15 protein-coding genes and 1 pseudogene are annotated in these 18,022 nt (G+C 42.1%); 5 read left to right on the plus strand and 11 right to left on the minus strand.

Translation table 11 applies throughout. The features are described from left to right. Positions 1-9: 9 nt before the first annotated feature. From ACEWB7_RS08495 to ACEWB7_RS08520, 6 genes are all read right to left on the minus strand, one after another. Positions 10-636: a hypothetical protein gene (locus tag ACEWB7_RS08495; RefSeq protein ID WP_411580594.1), complete on the minus strand. Its 627-nt coding sequence runs from the start codon at positions 634-636 to the stop codon at positions 10-12. Then, positions 633-1,526: a hypothetical protein gene (locus ACEWB7_RS08500; RefSeq protein ID WP_044112817.1), complete on the minus strand. Its 894-nt coding sequence runs from the start codon at positions 1,524-1,526 to the stop codon at positions 633-635. Before ACEWB7_RS08500 ends, ACEWB7_RS08495 begins: the two co-directional genes overlap by 4 nt. A 71-nt stretch (positions 1,527-1,597) precedes the next feature. Continuing rightward, positions 1,598-2,455, minus strand: coding sequence for a lysophospholipid acyltransferase family protein (locus ACEWB7_RS08505; protein ID WP_411580595.1), 858 nt, complete (start codon positions 2,453-2,455; stop codon positions 1,598-1,600). 18 nt (positions 2,456-2,473) lie between these two features. Further along, positions 2,474-2,695, minus strand: coding sequence for a hypothetical protein (locus tag ACEWB7_RS08510; RefSeq protein ID WP_005232078.1), 222 nt, complete (start codon positions 2,693-2,695; stop codon positions 2,474-2,476). A gap of 115 nt (positions 2,696-2,810) precedes the next feature. Further along, positions 2,811-4,595 carry an aspartate--tRNA ligase gene (gene aspS / locus ACEWB7_RS08515; RefSeq protein ID WP_034704264.1) on the minus strand — a complete coding sequence of 595 codons (1,785 nt, stop codon included), beginning with the start codon at positions 4,593-4,595 and terminating at the stop codon, positions 2,811-2,813. Positions 4,596-4,756: 161 nt separating this feature from the next. Then, positions 4,757-5,521 (minus strand): DUF4184 family protein, encoded by a 765-nt coding sequence (locus tag ACEWB7_RS08520; RefSeq protein WP_411580596.1) that lies wholly within the window; start codon positions 5,519-5,521, stop codon positions 4,757-4,759. A gap of 140 nt (positions 5,522-5,661) precedes the next feature. Between ACEWB7_RS08520 and znuD the strand changes: the two genes are divergently transcribed. Beyond that, the gene (gene znuD, locus ACEWB7_RS08525) at positions 5,662-7,788 is read left to right on the plus strand and encodes a zinc piracy TonB-dependent receptor ZnuD (RefSeq protein WP_411580597.1); all 2,127 of its coding nucleotides are present in this window, start codon (positions 5,662-5,664) and stop codon (positions 7,786-7,788) included. Positions 7,789-7,893: 105 nt separating this feature from the next. Next, positions 7,894-9,357, plus strand: coding sequence for a phospholipase D family protein (locus ACEWB7_RS08530; protein WP_411580598.1), 1,464 nt, complete (start codon positions 7,894-7,896; stop codon positions 9,355-9,357). A gap of 82 nt (positions 9,358-9,439) precedes the next feature. Here ACEWB7_RS08530 and ACEWB7_RS08535 read toward each other — a convergent pair whose 3' ends face one another. Next, positions 9,440-9,898 (minus strand): hypothetical protein, encoded by a 459-nt coding sequence (locus tag ACEWB7_RS08535; RefSeq protein ID WP_004782151.1) that lies wholly within the window; start codon positions 9,896-9,898, stop codon positions 9,440-9,442. Positions 9,899-10,076: 178 nt separating this feature from the next. Between ACEWB7_RS08535 and ACEWB7_RS08540 the strand changes: the two genes are divergently transcribed. Next, on the plus strand, positions 10,077-10,517 hold the full coding sequence (locus ACEWB7_RS08540) for an RcnB family protein (protein WP_411580599.1): 441 nt from the start codon (positions 10,077-10,079) through the stop codon (positions 10,515-10,517). An 81-nt stretch (positions 10,518-10,598) separates the two neighbouring features. On the opposite strand, the gene ACEWB7_RS08545 is transcribed toward ACEWB7_RS08540, so the two are convergent. Continuing rightward, on the minus strand, positions 10,599-11,096 hold the full coding sequence (locus ACEWB7_RS08545; protein WP_159124143.1) for a phosphate-starvation-inducible protein PsiE: 498 nt from the start codon (positions 11,094-11,096) through the stop codon (positions 10,599-10,601). Positions 11,097-11,269: 173 nt separating this feature from the next. Here ACEWB7_RS08545 and ACEWB7_RS08550 point away from each other — a divergent pair, with 173 nt between their 5' ends. After that, entirely contained in the window at positions 11,270-11,476 is a 207-nt protein-coding gene (locus tag ACEWB7_RS08550; protein WP_125279369.1) for a hypothetical protein, read from the plus strand. Positions 11,477-11,528: 52 nt separating this feature from the next. Here the strand turns inward: ACEWB7_RS08550 and ACEWB7_RS08555 are convergent, their stop codons facing one another. The 3 genes and pseudogenes from ACEWB7_RS08555 to ACEWB7_RS08565 all read right to left on the minus strand — a co-directional run bounded on the left by ACEWB7_RS08555 (position 11,529) and on the right by ACEWB7_RS08565 (position 16,220). Beyond that, entirely contained in the window at positions 11,529-13,310 is a 1,782-nt protein-coding gene (locus ACEWB7_RS08555) for an acyl-CoA dehydrogenase C-terminal domain-containing protein (protein ID WP_005232064.1), read from the minus strand. Positions 13,311-13,479: 169 nt separating this feature from the next. Continuing rightward, entirely contained in the window at positions 13,480-15,282 is a 1,803-nt protein-coding gene (locus ACEWB7_RS08560) for an acyl-CoA dehydrogenase C-terminal domain-containing protein (RefSeq protein ID WP_411580601.1), read from the minus strand. Between the two features lie 308 nt (positions 15,283-15,590). Continuing rightward, positions 15,591-16,220: pseudogene (locus ACEWB7_RS08565) on the minus strand (hypothetical protein). 137 nt (positions 16,221-16,357) lie between these two features. Here ACEWB7_RS08565 and baeS point away from each other — a divergent pair. Beyond that, complete coding sequence (baeS, locus tag ACEWB7_RS08570; RefSeq protein WP_411580602.1) at positions 16,358-18,022, plus strand: sensor histidine kinase efflux regulator BaeS; 1,665 nt, start codon at positions 16,358-16,360, stop codon at positions 18,020-18,022.

Here is an 18,022-nt window from a genome sequence, read left to right on the forward strand (position 1 = left end):
GTATTTAACTTATACAACTTTGTTTAGAGGTAGTATGCAAATTTTATTATCTTTTTCTAATTGGGTTATATATTCTTTTTCACCTGTCCAATTGTGACCAGCCCATCCTTCAAATGAAAAGCCATGTAAACAGATTTTAAAATCATTAAAATTTGGATTTGTTAAGAAGTAGTATAGGGCTAGAAAGCCTGTACTAAGAATATTTTCTGAATTATGGATACTATTAATAGCATCCCAATAAATATTTTCGTCTAAAATGGATACTGTAAATCCATGATTTTCAATAAATTCTTTATAGTAAATATTATTCCAATTAGGTTTTTTAACTGTTGTGAACAAATTTTTTTTCGTCCAATCTGGATTAATTTTTTTTATTAAATTATCACTATAAGGGAATATTATTTTTGTGTCTGTTGATAGAGCAGATGTAAACTTCATAAATTTACTATTTTTTTTGAATTTTTTATTGGCTAAATCACATGTATTTGCAACAAATAGATAATCAGTTCTATTACCTGTAGGTTGAATTGTTGAATTTTTAGGTATATTAAAGCGTACAATTACATCATTATTGCTGATGTGATTGTTTATATCATAAACATAATCAGAATTGGCAATTAAAATTATTCTTTTCATTTGCTAGTCTCTATGTTTTTAAGGTCTATGTAGTTAAATAAACCAGAACTTTTAAGCTTATTTGCAAAATTTATATTTATACTTCTAAAATTTGATTTAGTGAAGTTATGGTTAATTAATTTTTGTGAAAATTCTCCTGTTTTGGCTTTATTGATAGCTTCTAATAATTGAAAGCTATTTGCAGGTTGAACAGAAATTAATTTTGAAGTATCTAAACCAACTGCTTTTATTAAACTATAAAACTTAGAAGAATATCCAATTAAACTAACTTTATGCCCAGATAAAAACCCCCAATAAGCGCCATGGAAAGAGTTAGTAATAATTTCATCACAATTTTGAAATGCTTGTTTTAATTCTATTTCAGTACAATTATTATATAAGATTTGATACTCAGGGTAATTTATTTTTAGAGTTTTTGTTAAATTTGGTGAGGTTATTCTTTTATCATAATTTAAAAAAATTAGAATATTTTTATTTAGTATATCTAAGTCTAACATAGAATGTAGACAACTCACACAGGGTAAGAAATGAGTATCATCCACACAATCAATATCTCTACTTCCCCATTCTAAATATGGTAATTCATGAATGAATTTAGGAGTCATTTTTTTATTGGATTGACCTACTCCCCATAAAATACAATTTTTAGGATCTAGGCTTAAAAAATCAATTTTTTTTTGATAGAGGGAATCCTCTACGCCTCCTCCTAAGATATTTATCCTTTGCTTGGATTGGAATTCAAAATAATGTTTTGGTGAGCATAAATCATCACCAATATTATAATGCCTTGGTTTTTGATGAATAAATCGAACGTTTGACTCTTTGTTTAAATCTGGTTCTATTATGAAATATTTTAATTTCTTTATTAAAAGTTTAAAGGAAGTGAACATAAAAAAATAATAAATTAAAACCTAGACTAGACATATTTTATCTAGAATAATCTTTCTTTGAAAGATTATTTTTAGCACAATTTTTCCCCCTTTACTTTCCTAAACCGCTTATACCCCCACACATACTGCTCTGGAGCGATATTAATCATACGCTCCATTTCTTTATTTAAGGTATCCACAGAAAGCTGTAAGTCTTTAGACAAAATATCACTGGATAATTCAGTCACATGAATGTCAAATCCACTTAAATCGTCATGACGTAGGCAACTCAGACCAATCACAGCACATTGTGTCCTTGCAGCCAATTTGGATAACAGTGTAGAAGACAGGGCATTCTGACCATAAAAAGGTGAATAGATCCCACCACTTTCCTTAGGCACATGGTCGGGCAGGATCGCAGCAAAACCACCCCGTTTTAAATGCTTGAATAAAGCCCGTACACCAGTTTCATCAGTCGGAACAAGGGTTGCATTTAAGCGTTGACGCGCTTCCAGCATGAACCGATCTACATCCGGGTTTTTACTTGGCTTATACATGATGACTGGACTAGTGTGCTGATTCACCCAGGCATTCAGTAGTTCCCAGGTGCCAAAGTGCGGCACGACTGCCAAGGTTCCATTTGGATTTTTCAGTGCATCAGTGAAAATTTCTGGATGATAAATGTTCCGGATTTGTTTTAATGCAAACTCTGGTGCAGAACCCCATATTTTGACAGATTCTGCATAAGTCATACATTGGCTTTGAACACTTCGTTTTGCCAGTCGTGTACGTTCTGATGCTGACAGTTCAGGATAGGCAATCCCTAAATTAATTTCTGTAGTACGGCGAATCGAGGAATTCGTGATATAGAGAAGTGATCCAACACTTTTCGCTAAATTTTGAATGAATCTTAACGGGAGTTTGGAGAAGTTCTTGAGTAATGCGTACATGGTGGGCAGCTTGCCTGATTAAGATTCTTGATCAGGATTGCCTTTAAGCACCATATAAATCAGACCTACGAAAATGACAAGTGCGCCTAAAATACTGCTCAGACAGAAGTACACAATACGGTCATTGGTGTCCAGATTAAACAGGTTGTTTGCAAGGATATAACGCATGAACAGCCATTGTACGACTGAAAACACGATCAGCATGATGCCACGGTTACGAACAGCAGGACGCATCGCCATTGCCAAATCACCTAAAAGTAGAAACTGAAGCTATTATGCCACTGTCGTGCAGGCTTCTCAATGCAATAAAAAAGCCCTGCTAGAACAGGGCTTTTTTACTTAAATCATCAAGAAATTATTCTTGAGATTCAGCTTTTGGTTTTTCACGTAGGCGAATACCCAAATCACGTAGTTGAGTTGATTCAACTGGTGCAGGTGCTTGAGTCAATGGACATTCAGCAGTTTTGGTTTTCGGGAATGCAATCACGTCACGGATTGAAGATGCACCTGTCATCAACATCACCAGACGATCCAGACCGAATGCCAAACCACCGTGAGGAGGCGCACCGAATTTCAATGCATTTAACAAGAAGCTGAATTTCTCTTCTGCTTCTTCTTCAGAAATACCCAGCGCTTCAAAGATCGCTTTTTGCATTTCCAAAGTATAAATACGCAGTGAACCACCACCGATTTCAGTACCGTTCAATACCATATCGTAAGCAACAGACAATGCCTCACCTGGATTGTTCTTCACATCTTCAACGCTTGATTTAGGAAGCGTGAACGGATGGTGAACAGAAGTCCATTTGCCATCATCAGTTTCTTCGAACATCGGGAAGTCAACTACCCAAAGCGGAGCCCATTCGCAAGTTGCAAGGTTCATGTCATGACCAATTTTCACACGAAGTGCGCCCATTGCATCATTCACAACTTTGGCTTTGTCTGCACCGAAGAATACGATGTCGCCATTTTCAGCACCAACACGTTTCAATAGATCCAGCACGATAGGCTCGATGAATTTAACGATTGGAGATTGAAGACCTTCGATGCCTTTTTCAAGTTCATTAACTTTGATGTAAGCCAGACCTTTCGCACCGTAGATACCAACGAATTTAGTATATTCATCGATTGCGCTACGTGGCAGTGAGCCCGCACCTGGAACGCGAAGCGCAACGATACGGCCTTTAGGATCTTTAGCAGGACCTGCGAATACTTTGAACTCGACGTCTTGCATCAAGTCTGCAACGTCAACAAGTTTCAAAGGAATACGTAAGTCTGGTTTGTCAGAAGCGTAGTCACGCATTGCTTCTGAATAAGGCATACGTTGGAATTTGTCGAATTTGATGCCAAGAAGTTCATCGAACATCTTAACAGTCATGCCTTCCATCAAATCCATAATATCGTCATCGCTCATGAACGATGTTTCGATATCGATTTGAGTGAATTCAGGCTGACGATCCGCACGTAAGTCTTCGTCACGGAAACATTTAGCGATCTGGTAGTAACGATCTACACCACCCACCATCAACAACTGTTTGAACAGCTGAGGTGATTGTGGAAGAGCATAGAAGCTACCATTAGATACACGGCTTGGAACTAAGTAGTCACGCGCACCTTCAGGGGTCGCACGAGTCAAGATCGGAGTTTCAACGTCCAGGAAACCGTGATCGTCTAAATAGTTACGAATCAGGTTGGTCACTTTAGAACGGAAACGTAAACGATCGATCATTTCAGGACGACGGATGTCCAAGAAACGATATTTCAAACGGATTTCTTCAGAAATACTTGTATTTTCATCATTTAATGGGAATGGAGGAGTTTCGGATTGAGCAAGAACTTCGATTTCTTTACCCAATACTTCGATTTGACCACTCACCATGTTGGCATTTTCAGTACCCGCATAACGGCGACGTACACGGCCTGTAATTTTTAATACGTATTCAGAACGTGCTTTGTCTGCTGTTGCAAACGCTTCAGGTGTATCTGGGTCGATAACCACTTGAACAAGACCATCACGGTCACGCATGTCAAGGAAAATGACACCACCGTGGTCACGGCGACGGTGTACCCAACCGCATAATGTTACGGTCTGGTCAATTTGAGCTTCGGTTAAAGAACCGCAGTAATGAGTTCGCATCATAGCGTTAAAAATCCAACTATATGGGTTAAGGAAGCGTATACGTAAACAGCGTACCGCCTTTAGCAAAGGTAGGATTATGCCTCTTTGGGCATGTTGTCACAAGAACTTGAGGCAAAAACAGTATCATTTTAAAGTGAATAAGCAGGAAGTGGGAGATTTTCCTAACCCATACGCCGATCACGATCCAGAAATAAAAATAGCAGACAGCCCAGACTAAAAGTGATTAAAAAGCCTTGGCTGAATTCATTGATAGAGCGGCCGGTAAAATAATACAGATCAGATCGCCAGACCTCATCCGGAATGTAGCGTATATAGTCCCATGTCGAAAATAAACCTGTGAGCGTAGATAGACCGAATAGACCCCAACAAAAGATGAGGACCTTGTGACTGACGCTTAGATATTGCCGGTAAGTTTTATAGTAATGCAGACTCATCCACAGAATAAAAGGCAGGGCGAGAGCAGAAGTTCCGATCTGTAAAATCCGGTGTAGAGGATAAGTTCGTCCTAAAATTTGATACTGCTGGCTGAGAATGTCATAAAAGGCAAAAGTTCGAAAATCCACATGGGTCAAACCATCCCAAATAATATGTGTTGCTGTCCCAATCACCACTGCAATACACATAGCGCAAATAAATCTGAATGCTGAAAATAGATTATGAATATTTAAATCATGTTGTATGCCAATAAAACGATAAATCACTGGCCGGTAAATCAGATACCAGACCGCACAAAAAATAAGACCAATCCATAAATCAGGATGAATCAGCGAAGACCATAAATGGGTGATATTAGAATTTTTATGGGTAAAAAGACGGTACAGGTCTGGTACCATACTACCAATCGCCAACGCAGCAACAGGGAGCCGGTTGCCAGTTAAATATGAAATAGGCGGAGCGAGTACAGCATGAGATAAAGTAAAAGGCATAAAAATAAAATTTTACTGCAACAAAAAATATTCAAACGACATTCTAATAAAATATCTCATTGATTACCGTAAAGGATTGCAAAAGCAATGAAATGTTATATTATAACAATATTCGAAATTGCTGAATTTGAGCTTGGGTCATGTCCTTTTCTAAGAATCTAATAACACTCTCAATTTTTGCTGTAGTTGCGCCTACGGTATTTGCTGAACAGTCATCTTCTTCTATTCCTGTACAAACCATGGATACCATTCAGGTACAAGCTCATCCACTGGTACAGACTGCGGCAGATTTTGCAGTTGCTGATCTGATGGTGGACCAGAAAGCCTTATCTAAACGTGCGACGACTATTGGTGATGCGCTGGCTGATGAACTTGGAGTGTATTCAAATCAGTATGGAACCGGAGCGAGCCGTCCAGTAATCCGCGGCCAAGATGGTCCACGTGTCAAAGTTTTGCAGCATGCTTCAGAAACGGCTGATGTATCGACCTTATCTCCTGACCATGCGGTGACGGTTGATCCGATTCTGGCCAAACAGGTCGAAGTGATTCGTGGCCCATCGACTTTGCTTTATAGCGCGGGAACCGTCGGTGGTCTGGTCAATGTCACTGACCAGAAAATCCCAACCCAAATGCCGGAAGACGGTCTGGAAGGAACTGCTGGACTACGTTACAACTCGGGCAATGATGAAAAACTGGCAAGTGCAGGCGTGACGGCTGCAGTCGGTGAAAATTTTGCCCTGCGTGTCGAAGGTACCAAACATAAGGCCAATGACTATATTGCGCCTGATTATGTAGTAGAAGAACCTCATAGCGATCATTCACATTTTCACAAAGAACGTCGTGTAGGTAATACCTTTGCTGAAGGCCAGACCGTGAATATTGGTGGATCATGGATTCATGATCGTGGTTTCGTTGGCCTGTCTTATAGCAACCGTCAGGATGAATATGGCTTGCCGGGGCATAGTCATGAATATCATGGCTGTGTATTGCATGGTGATCATTTCCATGGCTGTCCAAAGCCGGGTGCTACCGCAGAGCATGAAGAAGAGCATGGCGGACCATGGGTAGATCTGAAATCTGAACGTTATGAAGTACGTACTGAACTGGAACAGCCTTTTGCTGGTTTTGACAAGTTACGTGCCCATGCCAGCTTTACTGATTATGAGCATGATGAGCTGGAAGAAAATGAAGTCATCAGTAATTTCCAAAGCAAAGGCTACGATGGCCGTCTAGAACTAGTCCATGTTCCGGTTGCTGGTTGGGAGGGCGTAATTGGCACCCAATATAGCCAGCAGAAAATCAATCTGGCTGCTACAGAACATGATCATCATGAAGATGGTGACGAGGATGATGAAGAACATCATATTCATGGTTCAAATGTGGTCATGCCAGATACCAAAACTGAAAAATACAGTCTGTTTGCCTTAGAGCATAAACAACTCGGTGATGTGCATGTCGAACTGGGTGCACGTGTCGATCATCAAAAAGTACAAGTTGAATCTGAACAGAAAAATTATTCAGGCACAGGCATCTCTGCTTCAGCAGCGGCGAATTGGGAATTTGCCCCGAACTATAAGTTATCCATTGTAGGTTCACATCAGCAACGTTTACCACTGGCGCAAGAGTTGTATGCCAATGGCCTGCATTTTGCCACCAATACCTATGAAGTCGGTAATCCTGATCTGGAAAAAGAAAGCTCGAATAACCTGGAACTAGGTTTCGAATATGAAGGTGATAAGCTGGATTATCATGTGCATATTTACCATAACTGGTTTGATGACTATATCTACGGTGCGACAACCGCCAGAAATGGAAATTTGCGTGGGGTAGAATATACCCAAGATAAGGCCCGTTTCTATGGGGCTGAAGCAGAAGCTACTTATGCATTAAATGACACATACAAGTTAGGTGTGTTCGGTGATTATGTACGGGGTAAAATTGAGGGTGAAAATGCACCCCGTATTCCAGCAGGCCGTTTAGGGACCAAGGTTGAAGCAGACTTTGCCGATGGCTGGTCAGGAATGGCAGAGTATTATCATGTCTTCAATCAGGACAAAACGGCCAGTTATGAAGATGAAACCCAAGGCTATAACATGGTCAATGTCGGCCTAAGCTATGCCAATACTATTGCCGATAAAAATGCCTATCGGGTTTATTTTAAAGCCAATAATCTGCTCGATGATCAGGTCTATTCACATAGTTCATTCCTGTCGAATATTCCGCAAGTCGGACGTAATTTCACAGTCGGTGTACAATATGATTTCTAGGATTCAGATGAAATAACTGACCGAATCCAAGTCCTGTCACTGAAATAGACTTGAAAAATCATCAGATTAAACCTAGCCTGAGCATATTGGGTTAGGTTTTTTCTTATGCGTATCTTTCAACGAATTCACAATAAACTGAACTGGTCAAACCGCCGTTATGCGGCTTTGATCATTGGTGTGCTGATGGCCAGTTATCTGGCTTCAGCAATTTATCATACTTATAAACCGTTACCTGAAGGGCTGAATTACACGGGTAAGCTGCGCCACGCACAGGTGAAATTTCTGGTCGATCAGACTTATCTGGATGCACAGGGCAAGCAACAACTGGATCATCAGATTTTTAATGAAATGCTGAAGATGATTGAAGAGGCAAAATCCCTGATCGTGCTGGATATGTTCCTGTTTAATCAGCAAACTGGTGTCTCTAAGCAGCAACATCAGGCACTCAGCAAACAGCTCACAGATGCCTTACTCAACAAGCGATTGATGCAGCCTGAAGTCGAAATTAAATTTATTACCGATCCGATTAATTCTGTCTATGGTGGAATTACAGCGCAGCATTATCGTGAACTGCGTCAGGCGGGAGTAGATGTAATCGAAACCAATCTGACACCGCTGCGTGCTTCTAATCCAAGCTGGTCAGGTTTCTGGTATCTGTGCTGTCAGGGGATTGGCAATAATCCGGAAAAAGGCTGGTTGCCGAATCCATTTGGTCCAGAAAAAGTGACCTTACGCAGTTATTTTGACTTGTTTAATTTCAAAGCCAATCATCGTAAAACACTGGTCGTCGATACAGATCAGGGCTGGAAAGCACTGGTCACTTCAATGAACCCACATGATGGCAGTTCACGGCATTCCAATATCGGTCTACTGGTTTGGGGCAGAACAGCGATTGATATTCTTGCGACAGAACAGGCGGTCGGGATCATGTCTCAAGCCAATATGCCGGCTGTGATTGCAGGTGAGTTTGAAGCGGAAAAAACCCAGCCTCAAGTTCAGGTGTTGACTGAAAAAGCCATTTATGAGGGAGTTCTAAAGCTGCTTGAAACGGCGAAAGCAGATGAGCAGATTGATCTGGCCATGTTCTATCTGTCAGAACGTAAGATTGTTAAAGGGTTGATTGCAGCGCATGAGCGCGGTGTAAAACTTCGGGTTTTACTTGATCCAAATAAAGATGCATTTGGTCGTGAAAAAAATGGCATTCCTAACCGGCAGGTGGCTTCAGAACTGCATAAAGCTGGTATTCCGGTACGCTGGTGTAATACTCAAGGCGAGCAATGTCACAACAAAATTCTGATGAAATACGGTGCCCAGCAAGCTGAAATGATTTTAGGTTCTGCCAATTTCACGGCACGTAACTTGAAAAATTATAATCTGGAAACCAATCTGCGTGTGGTGGGTCAGCCTCAGGCGAAAGTCTTTAGCGATGCGCAGCAGTATTTCAATACGGCCTGGTCTAATTTGAATGGCCGTTCCATGAGCGTGGACTATGCTCAATATGCTGAAGAGTCATTCTGGAAATACTGGCTCTATCGTTTTATGGAATGGAGTGGTTGGTCGACGTTTTGATTTTAAATCCCTCCTAACCTCCCCTTAAAAAAGGGAGGAAAGTCCCTCTTTATCAAAGAGGGATTTAGGGAGATTTCTAGTATTAGCTTTTCGATTCTGGATTCGGCGGAACTAGTTGATCCAGTTCTTTATCTGTCAGCTCATCCAGTTCAGAAATATCAGTCTTAATTTTCCATTGTGCTTCATCATCCACCGGATTTGGCAAACGTGCTTCTAGCCAGTCGCACACTACATCTGGTGGGAAGTCGGCATGATTACACTGAATGACCCAAGACAGGAAATCTTTAGCGACACCATTCATATAAGGCGGTGGAGAAACTGGAAGAAACTGAGTCGGCAGGCGCTCATTTTTAGAAATATAGTTCAGAACATGACCCAGTTCCTGTACAGTTTGCCATGCTAAAGGATGATCAACATTAATCTGAAATTTAAACCACCAGGCCTGTTTCCCATCCGAGCCATAGCTATCAATCAGTCCTTTTTGAACACTGGGTACCTTGCAAAAATATTCATATAAACGATCGAAATTTAAATCAGACACAGTATGCAACTCAAAGCATTAAAAAAGTGATATTAGCATACGCACTTCAGCGTTCATCACGCAAGCCTGTTAAAGTCATGGAATCAATTACAAAACTTTGCAGCAGCAGGAGATTTATCCATATTTTCTGCATGGGTTTTGGTTAAAATATGGGCAGAAATCTTTGGAGGACGCACTTATGAAAACATTAGCTTCAGGTGCATTGCTGGCTTCATTTCTGTTCGGTATTGCAGTGCCCGCTTGGGCGGATAATGACTGGGTAGGCTATACCGGTGTTGATCGTTCTAAACCCCATCATCGTCCTCCATCGCGCCCTCATTATGCACCACAACCGCCTCATTCGCAGCGGCCTTATTATCCGCAACGTCCATCCCATGGTGGATATTATCCTCCTGCCCAGAGCCAAAGTGGGTTCAATATCCAGTATCAGGCACCAACCACGATTTACCAGAATTCCAATAGCTATAGCTGGGTCAATGGTGATCCGAATGTAGCCCACATTGAAAGTTCGAGATATACAGTGATTAGTGACTGGCAGCGTTTGGGATTACCGGCACCACCACGCGGAAGTTACTGGATTTATGAGAATGGACGTTATGTGTTGATGAATAACCGTTAAAAGAAATTCCCTCTCTTGTTAGGAGAGGTGATTAATTAATCCCCCTATATTCCCCTTTTGCAAAGGGGGACTTTTCTATGACTATGCCAACTCATCATCCTCAGGTCGTGGAGTTTTACCTTCTGGCAATGGCTTTTCGCTATGCTTGTCGCGAATGACGGATGGATAGGTCCAGGATGCATAACGAACCACTAGGATGGCAAAAGCCAGAATCAGAATCGAACCGGTAATAATGACCTGATCCATGCTGGCTTTGTGCGTATGTTGAATATCGGAAATCAGTAAACGGGTCAGGGCAGTAATCGCAATATAAATCAGGAACCGGACCGGCATATGATTGGTCTTGAAATAGATGCCGACCATGGCACCAAGTTCCAGATAGATAAACAGCAAAAGAATATCGTCAATGGTGGCAAACTGTTTGACGGCCAAGATGTCAAATACGGTATGACCTGCGGACCAGATCACCATACAGCCAATAATAAACAGCGCAAGATAATGGAAACTTTCAACGGCAAGGTTGCCAAAACGGTCAAGGAGAGTTTCTATTCTTTTTACTTTGGACTCAGATTTACTCATGTTCTCCTCCTGATTTTTCATGTGAACTAACATGTGAACAGGAAAGAACTAGCAAAGATCATGCACAAAAAGAGAAAAATAAAATAAAAGTGAAATTATTCGAACTTTTGCACTTTTTTTGCACTAACTTGTTATATTGTATGAGAACTACATTGAATAAATAGGAGAAAAAAATGTTGGACAAAATTCAAACAAAAATTAGTCAATTAGAAGCAGGAAAAAAATTAATCTTGGGCACGGGGATCAAGGCTGAAGAGATGCAGAAGGTACTTGAACTGTGTGAATCTCTAGAGTCGCAAGGGGGAATTAAAATAGTAAATAAGCATTTCAATCCTAAAATAACGACGCAACCAGATACGATTTTGATTGAAAAAGTATAATGTATAAAAAGCCCTGCAGATGCAGGGCTTTTTATATGGATTTACGTCAAGATTAAGCTTGAGTCGTAAAGTAATCTTCAGAGAAATTCATCACTACTTCGCAACCAGCTTTCACTTTAGTGATACGCAGTGCTAGTTCAGGCAAGATGCGTTGCGTGAAGTAACGCGCAAGCGCAAGTTTGTTTTGGTAGAACTCGCCATCTTTGTCTTTTGCAGCATTGGCAATGCGCGCAAACATATAAGAGAAGCTCAATAGGCCTACTGCATGTAGGTAATCGACTGCTGCAGCATTCGGGAATTCTGCATTTTCGCCAGCAGCTTCAAGCACGAACTGAGTCAATGATTCTACTTCAGTAGCTGCATCTAAAGTTGCATCTTTAATGAAGTTCAGGTCTGCATCCAACTGGTTCGCAAAGTCGCGAATTTCTTCGATGTATTCGCCGATGTATGCACCGCCACATTTAATGGTTTTACGGCCGATTAAATCTTGAGACTGAACGCCGTTGGTTCCTTCGTAGATCTGTGAGATACGCAGGTCACGGATACATTGTTCCATACCCCATTCACGGATATAGCCATGTCCACCAAAGACCATTTGTGCATCTAGGGTTGCCTGGAATGCAGTATCCGTCAGGTAAGCTTTTGCAATTGGTGTCAACAGCGCAACACGGTCATTAGCTTTTTTCACGGCTTCAGGATCAGTCGAGAACTTGGTGATATCCAGTTGCTGACCGACATACACCGCAAAAGCACGAGATGCTTCGTTATTCGCACGAACATTCAACAACATACGACGTACATCACCATGTACTAAAATGCTGTCTGCCGGTTTAGCCGGTGATTGGGCACCAAGAGCACTACGACCCTGTAAACGATCTGTCGCATACTGTGCAGCATTTTGATAAGCAAATTCTGAAGCACCTAGGCCCTGGATGCCCATAGACAGACGTTCGTAGTTCATCATCACGAACATGGCTGCCAGACCTTCGTTTTCTTTACCAACTAGATAACCTTTGGCACCGTCAAAGTTCATTACGCAAGTTGCAGATGCCTTGATCCCCATTTTGTGTTCGATTGAACCTGGGCCAACCGGGTTACGTTCGCCAATTGAACCATCTTCATTGACCAGGAACTTCGGTACGATGAACAGGGAAATACCACGAGAGCCGGCAGGTGCATCAGGTGTTTTTGCCAGTACCAGGTGAATGATGTTTTCAGCAAGATCATGGTCACCACCAGTGATAAAGATTTTGGTACCGGTAATGCTATACGTACCATCTTCATTACGTTCAGCTTTGGTTTTGATAATACCCAGATCAGTACCGGCATGTGGCTCAGTTAAGCACATGGTGCCTGACCATTCACCAGAATAGATTTTAGGAAGATAGGTTTCTTTTTGCTCTTGAGAAGCATAGCTGTTTAAAGCCATACCTGCACCTACAGATAGAAGCGGGTAGAGCATGAAAGATGGGTTGGTTGCAAACAGCATTTCATCAGAAAGTACGGTGAGCATTTTCGGCATTTCCTGGCCGCCCCATTCTGCATCGGCACCCAGACCGATCCAGCCACCTTCAGCATATTGTTTGAATGCTTCTTTAAAGCCAGCAGGTGTGGTGACATTGCCATTTTCATATTTTGCGCCTTCTTCATCACCGGTACGGTTCAGAGGAAGCATGACGTTTTGCGCAAACTTCGCCATTTCTTCAAGAATGGCTTCTGCTGTGGCAGTATCCAAGTGGGCAAGATTTTCATTCGCTTGCCAGAACTGTTCTGCATTGAAAACATCATTCAGGATGAATTTCATGTCAGCAAGTGGCGCGTTATAAATTGGCATAGTATGTCACCTGTTTTATTGTTTAATTGGATTGTTTTGGCTCAGTCTAAAGCATTAAAAATCTGAATGTTAGACGACTAAAGGTTAATTCTGTAACTCTTTATAAAGAAAAAGGACTGCCTGAAGATGACCGTCCTTTTTCTTATTATGCATTTAAAACTGCATTAGCTTAGAATGCGAAATGTTCAGCATCTAAAGACATAAGCGGTTCTACACCAGTTGCAATCACGTCAACGTGAGAACGAACACGTGGCAGGATTTTCTTGAAGTAGAAGCGTGCAGTCGTCAATTTGGCATTGTAGAAGTCTGCATCAGTGGTACCTGCAGCAAGAGTCTCTTGAGCAACCAGTGCCATACGAGCCCACAGGTAAGCCAGTGTTACATAACCAGAGAAGTACAGGTAATCTACTGCAGCTGCACCCACTTCTTCAGGATTTTGCATCGCACGCATACCAATCTGCATGGTCAGGTCGCCCCATTCTTTGTTCAATGCCGCAAGCGGTTCAACAAATTCTTTCATTGCAGAATTGTCTTTGTTCGCTTCCGCAAATTTGTGGATGATCTTGGTGAAGTCTTTCAACATCGCACCTTGAGTACCCAGTACTTTACGGCCTAACAAATCCAGTGCTTGAATTTCAGTTGTACCTTCGTACAGGCAGGCAATACGTGTATCACGTACGATTTGTTCCATGCCGTGCTCAGAGATAAAGCCGTGACCACCGAAGACTTGAACACCATGTTTCGCAGCTTCTGAACCAGTTTCAGTCAGGAATGCTTTTGCGATTGGAGTTAATAGCGACAGGATATTGTCAGCGAACTTGCGTTCTTCTTCAGAAGTACCTTGTTCAACCACATCAGCATATTGAGCTAACAGGTAAACTAGTGCACGACCACCTTCAGCAAATGCTTTTTGAGTTAAAAGCATGTTACGTACAGCTGGGTGAACAATAATTGGATCAGCTTCTTTTTCAGGTGCTTTAGGACCAGAAAGAGAACGCATTGCCAGACGGTCTTTAGCATAAGTTAAAGCGCCTTGGAACGCGGCTTCAGATGCAGACAGACCTTGTATAGCAGTACCGATACGTGCAGTGTTCATGAACGTGAACATACAGTTCAGACCACGGTTTTCAGGACCAATCAGGAAGCCTTTTGCGTTATCGAAGTTGATGACACAAGTTGCGTTACCATGGATCCCCATTTTGTGTTCGATTGAACCACAACGTACGCCATTACGCTCGCCGATTGAACCGTCAGCATTCAGGTTGAATTTTGGTACGATGAACAGAGAAATACCTTTAGTACCTTTAGGCGCGCCAGGCAGACGAGCAAGTACGATGTGGATGATGTTCTCTGCCATGTCATGTTCACCAGCAGAGATAAAGATTTTCTCGCCAGAGATTGCATAGCTACCATCAGCTTGTGGCTCAGCTTTAGTACGGATGATGCCGAGGTCAGAACCTGCATGAGATTCAGTTAGACACATGGTACCTGTCCATTCACCTGAAACCAGTTTAGGCAGATAAGCGTCTTTTTGTTCTTGAGAACCGTGGTGTTCTAAAGTACGAACTGCACCATGAGACAGACCAGGGTACATGCCCCAAGCCCAGTTCGCAGTACCCACCATTTCAGAAATAGTGATACCTAAAGAATTTGGTAAGCCTTGACCGCCGTATTGCTCTTCAGCAGAAAGAGAAGGAAAGCCTAGCTCAATGTATTTTTGGTACGCTTCTTTAAAGCCAGTCGGTGTTGTTACAACGCCGTCATTCCAGGTACAACCTTCACGGTCGCCCACTTGATTTAGAGGAGATAATTCATTTTCACAGAAGTCAGCTGCAGCTTCTAGGTACTGATCAACCAACTCACGGCTTACGTTTTCTTGAAACGCAGGAAGTTTTGCGTAATGTTCTTCAGCATTTAATAATTCGTGTAGAACGAATTGCATGTCACGTAAGGGCGCTTTGTATTGTGGCATATCGGTTTCCTCAATACTGGTTTAGACCAGCGTTATCATCCTAAATTAATTGAAACGTGCCTTCAGTGACACGTATTGCTATGAATCTAATCGTGCAACATCTTGCCCGGCCATACAAGCTTTCAGGCGGCTTTCTTGGTGACTATAAAGTCAAAGATTAATCTGCACAGAACAGTAAACATATTGACTGCAAAGACTTTTGTAGAAATTAGCAGAACATGAATGGTCAAAAGAGGACTGAGGAGTCAGCCATAAAAAAAGCACCCGAAGGTGCCTGAATTTGAAGGAATAAGAAATCTAGAAGAAGATCAAGATGCAGCTTTAGTCATCTTAATGGGTGCATTCGGCTGGAAGTGCACGATACATTGACCATCAATGGTTTGAGTACCCGCTTTCACTTGAACTGCCTTGCCGTGGGTTTGACCTTTACAAGCGTTGGCAAACGCAGTTTGTAGAGCCTGACGTTCTGATAAACGCTGATCATACTGTTTAACCATTTCTGCACGTTGACTATCCGTTAATGCTTCTCCACGGTTCATACCACCTCGGAATTCATCACGCATCGGACGATGTTCACCGTGCATGCCACGGAATTCACCACGTTGAGCTTTCATGCCTTTATGGTCAGGTCTGAAAGAAATCTTGCAATGACCATCAATGGTTTTATCACCCGCCTTGATTTGGACTGCACTGCCTGCAGCTTTGCCGTCACAGGCCTGTTGAATCTGTTTATGCAATTGCATGCGTTATGCACGAGCGGCTTTGAACTGCTCGCGTTGCTCTGGAGTGAGACGATGCTGTTTTTGACCTTCATGATGTTTCATCATGCGAGAATGATCTTTCTGCTCATTCACGTTGCTCGTAGATTGACAGGCAGTCAATGCACCCATCGATAAAACACTGGCACTGATTAAGGCGATTTTTGTCATTGCTTTCATGTTTTTACCCCATTCAAGAGCTGATTCTTTTTGATGAGTAAAGATTAAATAATAAAGATGAAGAAACAATGGAGAGTTTTTTAAGTCTGTGTTCGCTACAATAATGAATATAGAGAAGAAAAACTGAGATTTTTACTTTGAAGGTTCGCCGTATTCCGATTGCATTACGTCTGTTTTTGACTGTTTTATTGACCACCCTGGTAATTACCACGGTGAGTCTGGGCGTATTGCATCTGAATATGCAGCGCAACTTTACCCGCTATGTGGCGGATGTAGAAATGCAGAAGCTGGATCATGTGATCGAGAATCTGGCTGATGTCTATACGGTATATGAAGACTGGGGTAACGCTATTCAGGCGCAGATTCTGCAAATTGAAGGTGAAGCTGCACCGGATGATTATGACCGTTTATCGCGCTGGTGGTTGCGCCGTCAATATGATATTGCCTTGCAGCAGCGTTATTTTCAGGAGCAGACCTTAGCCACTGTAGCCCCTTCAAGTATGGTTGAACCAAATCTAACACCGCGCTCAGTCAATGAAGAAGAATTGCGTATTCTGGCGTCTAACTTGCCATCACAATTCCAGCCTTTTGAAGGTTTAAGATTTCCACTTAGCTCCAATCAGAACCTGTTTAGAACTGACCGTAAAGACAATAATGGCGGTCAACAGCCAGTTCAGCAGCCTACTGGCAAGAAGCAGTTCATCCAGATGCCAGACCGTCTGGGTCTGAGTTCACGCCTGTCACTCTATGACGCCAAACGTCGTTTTGTAGTAGGCGAAGCATCAGATGAGCAGATTTCCTATCGTCCGATCATGGTTGAAAATCAGGTGGTCGGTTATTTGGGTTTGAAACCGGTTTTAGACCAAGATGATGCTTTAAGTATTAATTTCTTTAGTAATCAGAAACGTTACCTATTTTTAGTTTATGGTTTAAGTATTCTAGCCAGTCTGATTGCTGCATTATTGCTGGCAACTTATTTTAAAAAACCGATTCAGCGTTTGTTGAACGGAACACGTGAATTGACTCGTGGTAATTATCAGCATCAGGTAAAAGTGAAACGTAATGATGAGCTGGGTGATCTGTCTAATGAACTGAATCAACTGGCAGTGATTCTGGATCAGCATGAAACTTCACGCCGTCAGTGGGTAGCAGATACTTCACATGAACTGAAAACTCCGCTGGCAGTCTTGCAGGCACAAATTGAAGCGATGCAGGATGGAATCCGTAAACCGACACCAGAGCATTTTGCATCGATGTTGGCACAGGTAACCAGCCTGAAAAAACTGACCCAGGATCTGGCAGCTCTAGCACAAGCGGATGCCCAGCAATTACAGTTTTATTATGCAACTGTTAATCCGTGGGATGTGGTGCAGCAGGAATTAATGAACTTTCAGCCTAAATTTGAACAGGCTGACCTGAAAGTGACTGTTGAAGGTGACGGTGCTGAAGTTGATCTGGATCTGGACCGTTTCAAGCAGATCGTAGCCAACCTGCTCAGCAACAGTATTCGTTATACAGAAGCCGGTGGCCAGGTACATATTCATACCGAACAGAATGAGAAAGAATGGACCTTATATGTCGATGACAGTCCATTCGGTCTGACTGATGAGCAGCTGACTCGCATTGGTGAACGTTTCTATCGTGTCGATGATTCGCGTACTCGTGCCACCGGTGGGACAGGCTTAGGTCTGGCCTTATCTTGTAAAATTACTCAGGCTATGGGTGGTAGCTTAAGCTTTGCACATTCACCATTAGGTGGTTTACGATGCAAACTAAGCTTTCCTAAACAAATGAAACCATAA

Source organism: Acinetobacter sp. NIOH-H-8, assembly GCF_046635365.1.
Lineage (GTDB): Bacteria > Pseudomonadota > Gammaproteobacteria > Pseudomonadales > Moraxellaceae > Acinetobacter.